The following is a 9,029-nucleotide window of genomic DNA, read 5'->3' on the forward strand; positions in this document are numbered from 1 at the left end:
TCCTTGAGGTACGATGCAAGTCGTACCTGAAGGGAGTACCGCGTGGCCGGGATGAACCTGGTCGGCCCCGAGGCCGATGCGCTCGATCTGGGGGCGGTATTTCGCGCCCTCGCCGATGAGCACCGTCGTTCGGTGATGACGGAGTTGGCCGCCGACCGCAGCGACAGCGAGCGGGGCTGCAACTCGTTCAATCTTCCGATCTCGAAGCAGACCCAGACCCACCACTTCCGGGTCCTGCGCGAGGCAGGTCTCATTGACGAGATCGACTACGGCAACCGCAAGGGCATCCGGCTACGACGCGCGGACATCGAGAAGAGATTCCCCGGGCTGCTCAAGCTCCTGGGCGCAGAGTCCCCGGGCGGTACTGCTCCTCGCTGAACACAGCTGAGCACACCGGAAGGAGTCCGAGTCGGCCCTGAGCCGCGAGCTCGACCGGACCCAGCTCGCGCCCGGCTCGCAGGTGTGGGCACCACCACCGCCTACCGGTACATCGCCGAGAGCGTCGTACGACAGGCCGTGCAGACAGCCGGATACGACGCGCAGGCGTTCGGCCTCGACGGCGACGGACAGCCCGTCACCGCGGCCGAGGGCGATCTCATCCTCGCCGAGACCCGAGCAGTGGCGCCCGATCCTGTCGGGACGTTCCCGTTCAGCTCGGCTGCCTAGGAGTCCAGCACTTCCCTTCGGGCTCCCACCGGTAGTGGGTGAACTCTCCGTCGACGCCGCCCCATCCTTCCCAACCACCCCGCCCGTAATTGATCAGGAAGGACCCCAGCTCCGGGTGTGGCGGGTCGGCATTGCAGAGGTCAGATAGCTGCTGTAGAGCCTCTGCGGGCACGTCAGGCGTGAACGAGACCCGCCACCCTCGGTCTGTCCGAAGTTCGATTTCGGCCGCAAGGCTGCCTGCTTGGAGATTTTGGCGTCGCAAGAAGCGGCGCACGGCGGCGCGTGTGCCGTCGTCGATAGTGCCAAGCAACCGATTACCGAAATGCTGAGTGACGGTTTGAAGGAACGTCGTCGCCGCAATCACCACGCTCGCCTGCGCGATTACGTGAGTGAGGCTGTGGGCAAGCCAGGGCCCATCCTCGGGGTCTACGCGGAGCTGGAGCTCGCTCCATTCCTCGTTGTCTTCTGCCTGGTCCGTCACTGGAGCCCCTCCCACCCCTCCGAGCATGGCGCTGCTCGTGTCACGCAATCTTAGATTCGGGGTGTCTGATGGCGATTCACCCCGGCATGGTTGAGCCCCTCGCCGAGCGCACCCGCGATCTGTACGCCGCGGCCGAGCTGCGCCTGTTGGGCATCATCGCTCGGCAGCTCGCCGACGGACTCGACGCCCCGGGGTGGGCCGAGCGCAAGCTCACCTCCGTGGCTGCCCTGCGCCGTAGCGCACAGGGCGTCGTCGACGAGCTCGGCAAGGCCGTATACCTCGACGTGTTCGACGCGATCGCCGAGGCGTACAACACCAGGCACCGCGCCGCGGTCGCCGAGCTCGGCTCACTGCCCGACCGCGCACGGCAGCTGGTTAACGAAATCACCCCGAACGCACATGCCGTTGACCTCGATCATCCCGATGACGCGGAGCTGTTGTGTGGGGAGATCCTGCTGCACACCGACTGGACTCCCGACAACGTCTTGATCGTGGACAACACCGCGCGCGTCGTTGACTGGGCATGGCCCACCTGCGGCGCGGCATGCATCGATGCCGCCTGCTGGGCCGTCTGGCTCATCTCCTCGGCGAGCTCGGGAAGCTACTGACTAAGTCAGACGTTCGGGTCCGGGCCGTCTTCCCGCTCCCCGGTGCCCGCTGTCTCGATCGACCGCCGCTCACCATCACCTCGGGAAACCTCGGCAGCACGCGCCTGAACAACAACCGTTGCCAAGGCGATGATTGCGCCTACCAGGGTGACTAGCGCCGTAACCAGCTCAATCACGTCTCTTACCTTTCCGGGACCGCCCCGGAAGGTCTGCGGACACTGACCCAAGACGGGTAGGAAGGCACACAGAACTTCCGGAACGTGACCGCGTCATCGTTCCTCTGTGAGCGCTTCACCCCAAGCAGGACTGATCTATAGGCCCCGCACCTATCTTGGGCCCCGTGCTCTTTCATGGCGTCGTCTCGGCTAACGCCCCAACAAGAAAGATTCGGCGTCCTCTCTCGCGCCTGCACGGTGAGCTGTCGGGTTCGGGCTGGTTGAGCCGCCCGGCGCACCGAAGACGTCAACGACGCGCACCGGTCAATCACAAGGCGAACCGGACAACTGTCGTGTGGACCATAGGGCTTCACCATGCGAGGAGGTGACCGAGCGTGGCACGCCCCATCGACGACAACGACCGCGAGCAGGTGCGCGAGCTGCACGCGCAGCGCAAAAGCCGGAACGAGATCGCCCGTGCGATCAAGCGGTCGCCGTCGACCGTGTCGAAGATCGCCGCAGCGTTCAAGCCACCCCTCACGTTCGACCCGCGCCGCCGAGGTCGCCGTCGCCACCGAGGTACGCCGTGCCGACCTCGCCGCCCGGCGGACCGCTCTCGCCCTCGCACTGCAAGGCGACGCCGAGCAGCTGCGCGCCCAGCTCTGGGCGCCCTGTATCTACGGCGAGTTCGCAGGCAAAGAAGGCATGTGGCAACAGGTCGACCTCGACAGGCCACGATTCGCCGATCAGCGGCAGATCATCACCGTCAAGGCCACCGCGATTCAGCAGTCACTCAAACTCGCCCCCGCCGAGGGTGGCGAGGGCGTCGAGCAGGTCAAGAGCATGCTTGGCGCCCTCGGCGAGGCAGTGACGCACGCGGTCAACGATGACGACGCTGACGACGGGGGCGCCGACGGGGGTGAGCCGGTGCTCAACCTCGACCGTCTACCCCTGTCGCGCAAGCAGCTACGCAGCATCGGACAGGCCACCCGCCGTATCAACCTGTGGCACGGCAGCGTCCGGAGCGGGAAGACCATCGCGAGCCTGCTCGCGTTCGTGATCGCCGTCGCCGGGGCCGGGCCGTCCGGCCTGATCATCATCTGTGGCCGGTCGCTCCAGACCATCGAACGGAATTGTCTAGAACCCCTGCAAGATACAGCACTGTTCGGGCCCCTCGCCCGGCATGTCGTGCACACCCGCGGGGCGACCACGGCGACGATCCTCGGCCGCACCGTCCACCTGATCGGCGCCGCCGACGCGCGCGCCGAGGGCCGGCTACGTGGCCTTACCGCGCAGCTCGCGTACGTGGACGAGGCGACGCTACTCCCGGAAGGGTTCTGGACACAGCTACTCGCCCGTCTGTCCGTCCCCGGCGCCCGGCTGTACGCGACCACGAACCCCGACTCGCCCCGGCACTGGCTCAAGGGCGGGTACATCGACCGCGCCGCCGAACTGAATCTCAGGGCGTGGCACTTCAAGCTGTCCGGCAATCCGTCGTTGTCGCCCGAGTACGTCGCCGACCTCGCCGCCGAGTACGTCGGCCTGTGGCGCGCCGGATGATCGACGGCGCGTGGGTCGTCGCCGAGGGCGCCATCTATGACGTGTGGGACGAGGGGCGGCACGTCGTCGCCCACCTGCCGGACATGCGCCGGTACTGGCTCGGGTGAGACTACGGCACCACGAACCCGTTCTCGGCGATCCTGCTCGGCGAAGGCGCCGACGACCGGCTGTACGTCGCCGCCGAGTGGCGCCACGACTCCCGCGCAACGCACCGCAGCATGACCGACGCGCAGTACAGCGCCGCCGTCCGGAAGTGGCTCGCCGACCTCGACATCACGCCCGAGTGGACGTTCGTCGATCCGAGCGCGGCCAGATTCTCAACCCAGCTGTGGCTAGACGGACACCCCGGCCTCGCGCGCGCCTCGAACGAGGTCGCCGACGGCATCCGTAGCGTGTCGAGCCTGCTCGCCGCCGCCCGCCTGCTCGTACACGAGTCGTGCGAGGGACTGCTCGCCGAACTGCCCGGATACAGCTGGGATCCGAAAGCCACCGAGCGCGGCGAGGACGCCCCCTTGAAGGTGGATGACCACTCAGCCGACGCACTGCGATATGTCGTGCACTCAACGGCTCACGAATGGCGCCACCTGCTATCAGGGACGGGAAGCAGGCTCAGGTAGCTTCTCCAACACAAGGCGAGCTTCGCGTGCGAAATCCTCTGATGCTGTGAAGAGTTGGTTTTGCAGGTCTGAGGCATCATCCCAATACTCGCCCTCGGACAAAGAGATATCCCCGGTCGCGATACCTTCGACCCGGTAATAGACCTCCCGGATTAGTTCATACATATCCCCTGCAGTCGGCCTCACAGAATTCGGACCGACTAACTCAATCGCGTACCATTGCTGTGCAAAATCCTGCCGGAGAGCGTCAAGCTGACGCGCTGTCTCGCGGTACGCCTCGCGGCTAGCGGGCAAAACAAAGGTGCCGTCGGGCCGCTCAAATGTTTCAAGGGCCCGTTGAACCTGGTGATATACCACGAGGGTAGCGAGGTACGTCTCTCGGCGCTCCTGACGCAGCGTTCGCGCATGTTCCAAATACCCATTGTCGCCGACCTGTTGACGGCTTGCCTTGTAGGCCAACCAGCCCGCCCCGACCGTCCCTGCCATGGCGACCAGAGCCCCGATGGCAGCAGCTATCACCTGACTCATGCTCTCATCGTGCCTGCTCACAGCACGTTGCGAGCTTCCTTTGAACAAGGAGGTGATCGATGTCTCTGCCTGACAACGGCGCCGCGTGACCACCTCTGGCGTGGGCCCCCTACTACGCCCAGATGCGCATCGACGATGTGTGGTATAGCGGCGACCGGAAGCGCCTCGCCCTCATCTACACCAACCACCCGCGCCCCACCGAGCGGCACCCGCCTGTGGGGACGGCGATCTTTCGAGCACCGTCTCGAGCGGCGCGACCACCGCCTACACGTCCCCCTCGCTGGCGACATCGCAAGCACCAGCGCCGACCTGCTGTTCGCCGACATGTCAACGATCACCGTCGAGGACCAGGCGACACAGGAACGCCTCGACCAGTTGCTCGACGAGGGCCGCGTTCAACAGGTATTCCTCGGCGCCGCCGAGCAGGCTGCCGCCCTGTCCGGCTGCTTTCTGCGCGTGGCGTGGGACCGCGACCTAGCGCCGCGGCCCCTGCTCACCGTCATGCAGCCCGACGGCGCCGTACCCGAGTTCCGGTTCGGCCTGCTTCTGGCGCGCGCTGGACGGTTCGACGCAGTCCACCGTGTGGCGGCACTTCGAGCGGCACGAGTCCGGTCGCATCGTGCACGCCCTGTACCAGGGCAGCGGCAAGAACGTCGGCCGCCGGGTGCCGCTCACCGAGCATCCCGACACGGCCGATCTGGTCGACAGCCTCGGCACCGACGGCGACAGCATCACGACCGGCATTCAGCAGCTCACCGCCGCGTACGTGCCCAACATGCTGCCCAACCGGCTGCACCGCGGTTCGCCGGTCGGACGCTCGGACTACGCCGCCCCTGTCTACGACATGTTCGACTCCCTCGACGAAACGTGGACCAGTTGGATGCGCGATATCAGGCTCGCCCGCGCGCGCCTGATCGTGCCGGACGGGTACCTACGGAACGAGGGAGCCGGGCGCGGCGCGTCGTTCGACGACGACGGCGAGGTCTGGCACTCGCTCAAGATGCCACCCAACGTGGGTGTTGGCATCACCCTGAACCAGTTCGTTATCCGGGTCGAGGAGCACGCCCGCACGGCCGAGGTGACCATGCGGCAGGCCGCCCAGGCCGCCGGCTACTCGCCCCAGTCGTTCGGCCTCGACGGCGAGGGACAGCCGGTCACCGCGACCGAGGTCGACAGCCGCGACGCCCGGAGCATGATCACCCGCCACAAGAAGGCCGGGTACTGGCGTCACCCCGTGGCCGACATGCTGCACGTCATGTTGCTGCTCGACGCCCAGCTGTTCGGGAGCAGGATCACGCCCGACCGACCGCGCGTGGAGTTCGGCGACGGCGTCGCGGAGTCGGCCGAGCAGACGGCGACCACGCTCGACCTACTCAACCGCGCGGGGGCCGTCTCGACGGCTACCAAGGTCAAAATCCTGCACCCGGATTGGGACGACACCGACGTAAAGGCCGAGGTGTCCGCGATCCTCGCCGAGACCGGCGCCGCCGCATCCGATCCGGTCGGGACGTTCCCACTCAGCTGATCCGCGCCTACTCCCACCGAGATGAGGACGGGTTCCAGAAGAGTTCCACGGGTTGGCCGCGAAGGGACCCACTCAATCGCCAAGCGTTCTCACGCCACGCGAGCAGCGAGTACGGCACCGCATCCACAATCGGCGAACTGGCAGAGTGCAAATCGAGGAGTTGCGCGAGCGCTTCGGGGCGTATGTCGGTCCCGATAGTCAAGCTCCAGCCTTGGCTAGTCGTGAAACGTATGGGTTCGCTTAGCTCATCCCTACCATCGGCAAGTTCCAGGTGTTGCCTCGCGGAGACCAGACGCAGGAAGCGCATAACCGCGAACCGCGTCGTTTCTTTGATCTCAGCGTTGATCCGATGCCCAAAGTGCTGAGCGACCGCCTGCATGAAGGATTCCGCAGACTGTGTCTCGGCGAACGTCACGGGACGTTCGCCGAGCATGAACGCAATTTCATCGGCGGGTAGGTCAGGGTCCGGTGCCCTCAACTCCTCAGGATTAAATATGTATTGCCCCTCGACGTTGTCCAGCTGGACAGAGAACCGGTAGATGGGACGTCCGCCCTCCCGGCCCCACGAACGGTCAACGATGCGCCCTTCGCGGTACCGTGCTGGCCGTTCCTTGGTGTTGCACACTGCGACGCGCATCCCCGGGCGCCACTCTTCACCACGTCTCTTCTCCATGCATTCAATTCCAACACAGATGCAGGCGGAGGTTTGGAGTGTCCATTCATCCGGGCATGGTCGAGGACCTCGCAGTTGGCACCCGCGACCTCTACGCAGAGGCTGAGGAACGCCTGTTGGGCATCATCGCGCGGCAGCTCGCCGTCGGCCTCGACGCCCCAGGGTGGGCCGAGCGTAAGCTCGCCGCCGTCCAGCAGGTACGCCGCGCCTCACAGGCCGTTGTCGACGAACTCGGCAAGGCCATGACGCTCGAGGTGTTCGACATGGTCGCCGAGGCGCACAAAGAGGGACACCGCGCCGCAGTCGCCGAACTGGGCGCCTTATCCGACGGCGCCCGCGCCCTGGTCGACGAGGTGACCCCGAACGCTCAGGCCGTCGACCGCCTCGCACAGGAAACGGTCGACGTGGTCACCTCGACGCACCGCTCGATTCTGCGGGCCGTCGTCGACCGGTTCCGGGCGATCGTCGCCGAGGTCACCGCAACGCCCCTGCTCGGCACCGGCACCCGCCGACAGGCCACCCAAGACGCCATGCGCCGGTTCGCCGACGAGGGCATACGCGCGTTCGTCGACCGCGCCGGGCACCGATGGCAGCTCACCTCTTACGCGGAAATGGCCGTACGCACCAGCGTGGGCCGCGCCGCGACCGAGGCGCACATGCGCACCCTGTCGACGGCCGGTATCGACCTGGTCATCGTGTCCAACGCCCCGCGCGAGTGCCCACTCTGCCGGCCGTGGGAGGGCCGCGTACTCACCATCGGCGGGCCCGACGGCGAGCGTGAGGCCGAGGTCGAGCACGCCATCGACGACGGCCGGGTGATCCCCGTACGGGTCGCCGGATCGCTCGACGAAGCGCGCCGGGCAGGACTGCAACACCCGAACTGTCGGCACAGCGTGTCGGCGTACACGCCTGCTCTCACCACCGTGGAGCAGGCCAGGAGCGACCCCGCCGGATATCAAGCTGGCCAGCGACAGCGCGAGATCGAACGGCACATCCGGAAGTACAAGCGCCGTGAGGCCGCCGTCGTCACTCCCGAGGCGCAGCGCGCCGCACGGCTCAAGGTCAGGCAGTGGCAGGGCGCCATGCGCGACCACCTCGCCGCACACCCGGGCGGCACCGCGAGCAGCCGGGCGCCTCGAACCTCCCCGAGAAGCGGACAGAGGCCACGCCCGAGCAGGTCGAGGCCGCACGCGTGTGGTCCGGCGACGAGCAGACCGTACGCGAGATGAGCGACGACCAGCTCGCCGCCGCCAAGGGTTCCCGCCTGCTCGACGACCGCGCCTGCGCCCGGATCGAGGCCGAGGCCGACCGCCGCGACCTCGACGACCTGCTCGCCCGGTACTTCCCGGCGGGAACCTCGCCGCGGACCTCACGGACGTGGGCGACGACGCCCTCGTCTGGTGCATGAAGTACGCCAACAGCGAGGAACTACTCAGGATCGCCGCCGAGATGGATCGCCGCGACGCGGTCGAGCTACCGCCGCCCGCAGCGACCGGCAACGCGGTTGACGACCTGCTCGCCGACCGCGACGCCCTCGCCGAAGCGATGGGCCCCGCCCCGGACCCGGAGACGTGGGGTGCCCTCGCCGACGACCAGTCGTTCACCGAGGAGTTGGCCGCCGCCGTTGCGACGGACACCGCCCGGGGCGTGGCCGAGGAGACCGCCCGCCGGGTCACCCGCGCCGAGGCCCGCGCCCTGTACGAGGAGTACGTCTACCGGCAGTTCCTCGCCGCCGACGACGCCTGTAACGGTTACCTGCTCAACCCCAAGGCCAAGGCCGCCGGGGTGAACCCGGCCGAATTGTTCAGTGGTCCGGCTCGAATCGCCTACGCACGTGCGAGCGATGAGCTGAAAGAGTGGTGGGCCGAGTATGGCCGGTTGACACAGGCTGAGTTCATCGAGCAGGTGACCGGCCGCGAACAGCGTTGGGCAGCGGGCGCGCGCAAGAACGAGAGCGACCACCAGAACAAGAGGTGAGGGCATGGGAACGCGCGAGGACATCGTCAAGGCCATTCAACAGGGAGCCGAGGCCAGGAGCCGCAGCGACGACGCGAGGGCGTGCCCGTACCCCGGTGACTGCCTGCTGCGTACGGCGTGGATCAGGGGTTACGTCCGCGAGCGTCCCGCGACGGCCGCCGCCGAGTAACCGACCGACAGCACCCCCCGAGGGGCCCGCCACCAGCGGGCCCCCTTTCGCATGTCCCGACGCCCGCCCG

14 protein-coding genes are annotated in these 9,029 nt (G+C 67.2%); 10 read left to right on the forward strand and 4 right to left on the reverse strand.

The features are described from left to right. Positions 1 to 42: 42 nt before the first annotated feature. Together AB0E24_RS28450 and AB0E24_RS28455 are read left to right on the forward strand one after the other, a co-directional pair. Positions 43 to 378, forward strand: a complete 336-nt coding sequence (locus tag AB0E24_RS28450; RefSeq protein WP_251770312.1) for an ArsR/SmtB family transcription factor — start codon at positions 43 to 45, stop codon at positions 376 to 378. A gap of 84 nt (positions 379 to 462) precedes the next feature. After that, positions 463 to 666 carry an S-adenosylmethionine synthetase N-terminal domain-containing protein gene (locus tag AB0E24_RS28455; RefSeq protein WP_093701906.1) on the forward strand — a complete coding sequence of 68 codons (204 nt, stop codon included), beginning with the start codon at positions 463 to 465 and terminating at the stop codon, positions 664 to 666. Here AB0E24_RS28455 and AB0E24_RS28460 read toward each other — a convergent pair. Continuing rightward, entirely contained in the window at positions 650 to 1,147 is a 498-nt protein-coding gene (locus tag AB0E24_RS28460; protein WP_093701907.1) for a hypothetical protein, read from the reverse strand. The two genes, AB0E24_RS28455 and AB0E24_RS28460, sit on opposite strands and share 17 nt — an antisense overlap. A gap of 68 nt (positions 1,148 to 1,215) precedes the next feature. On the opposite strand from AB0E24_RS28460, the gene AB0E24_RS28465 reads away from it, so the two are divergent. Further along, on the forward strand, positions 1,216 to 1,755 hold the full coding sequence (locus tag AB0E24_RS28465; protein WP_359381177.1) for a phage minor capsid protein: 540 nt from the start codon (positions 1,216 to 1,218) through the stop codon (positions 1,753 to 1,755). A gap of 5 nt (positions 1,756 to 1,760) precedes the next feature. On the opposite strand, the gene AB0E24_RS28470 is transcribed toward AB0E24_RS28465, so the two are convergent. After that, entirely contained in the window at positions 1,761 to 1,931 is a 171-nt protein-coding gene (locus AB0E24_RS28470) for a hypothetical protein (protein ID WP_359381180.1), read from the reverse strand. 456 nt (positions 1,932 to 2,387) lie between these two features. On the opposite strand from AB0E24_RS28470, the gene AB0E24_RS46030 reads away from it, so the two are divergent. Further along, a complete protein-coding gene (locus AB0E24_RS46030) occupies positions 2,388 to 3,470 on the forward strand; it encodes a terminase large subunit domain-containing protein (protein WP_435865332.1) in 1,083 nt (360 codons plus the stop codon). Between the two features lie 218 nt (positions 3,471 to 3,688). Beyond that, positions 3,689 to 4,087, forward strand: coding sequence for a terminase large subunit domain-containing protein (locus AB0E24_RS46035; RefSeq protein WP_435865333.1), 399 nt, complete (start codon positions 3,689 to 3,691; stop codon positions 4,085 to 4,087). On the opposite strand, the gene AB0E24_RS28485 is transcribed toward AB0E24_RS46035, so the two are convergent. Continuing rightward, positions 4,061 to 4,615 (reverse strand): hypothetical protein, encoded by a 555-nt coding sequence (locus AB0E24_RS28485; RefSeq protein ID WP_359381183.1) that lies wholly within the window; start codon positions 4,613 to 4,615, stop codon positions 4,061 to 4,063. The two genes, AB0E24_RS46035 and AB0E24_RS28485, sit on opposite strands and share 27 nt — an antisense overlap. A 664-nt stretch (positions 4,616 to 5,279) precedes the next feature. On the opposite strand from AB0E24_RS28485, the gene AB0E24_RS28490 reads away from it, so the two are divergent. Beyond that, a complete protein-coding gene (locus AB0E24_RS28490) occupies positions 5,280 to 6,140 on the forward strand; it encodes a hypothetical protein (RefSeq protein WP_359381186.1) in 861 nt (286 codons plus the stop codon). 7 nt (positions 6,141 to 6,147) lie between these two features. Here AB0E24_RS28490 and AB0E24_RS28495 read toward each other — a convergent pair whose 3' ends face one another. Further along, positions 6,148 to 6,813 carry a hypothetical protein gene (locus AB0E24_RS28495; RefSeq protein WP_359381188.1) on the reverse strand — a complete coding sequence of 222 codons (666 nt, stop codon included), beginning with the start codon at positions 6,811 to 6,813 and terminating at the stop codon, positions 6,148 to 6,150. Positions 6,814 to 6,851: 38 nt separating this feature from the next. Here AB0E24_RS28495 and AB0E24_RS28500 point away from each other — a divergent pair, with 38 nt between their 5' ends. Genes AB0E24_RS28500 through AB0E24_RS28515 form a run of 4 tightly spaced genes read left to right on the forward strand, consistent with a single transcriptional unit; the run spans position 6,852 to position 8,959 of the window. Further along, entirely contained in the window at positions 6,852 to 8,042 is a 1,191-nt protein-coding gene (locus tag AB0E24_RS28500) for a phage minor capsid protein (RefSeq protein WP_359381191.1), read from the forward strand. Next, positions 8,039 to 8,221 (forward strand): hypothetical protein, encoded by a 183-nt coding sequence (locus tag AB0E24_RS28505; RefSeq protein ID WP_359381193.1) that lies wholly within the window; start codon positions 8,039 to 8,041, stop codon positions 8,219 to 8,221. The genes AB0E24_RS28500 and AB0E24_RS28505 overlap by 4 nt, the downstream gene beginning before the upstream one ends. Beyond that, on the forward strand, positions 8,191 to 8,790 hold the full coding sequence (locus AB0E24_RS28510; RefSeq protein WP_359381196.1) for a hypothetical protein: 600 nt from the start codon (positions 8,191 to 8,193) through the stop codon (positions 8,788 to 8,790). The genes AB0E24_RS28505 and AB0E24_RS28510 overlap by 31 nt, the downstream gene beginning before the upstream one ends. Positions 8,791 to 8,794: 4 nt before the next feature. Next, the gene (locus AB0E24_RS28515) at positions 8,795 to 8,959 is read left to right on the forward strand and encodes an Rmf/CrpP fold protein (RefSeq protein ID WP_359381199.1); all 165 of its coding nucleotides are present in this window, start codon (positions 8,795 to 8,797) and stop codon (positions 8,957 to 8,959) included. Positions 8,960 to 9,029: the final 70 nt, after the last annotated feature.

The sequence above is a fragment of the Streptomyces malaysiensis subsp. malaysiensis genome (assembly GCF_040653035.1).
GTDB classification, from domain to species: domain Bacteria; phylum Actinomycetota; class Actinomycetes; order Streptomycetales; family Streptomycetaceae; genus Streptomyces; species Streptomyces malaysiensis.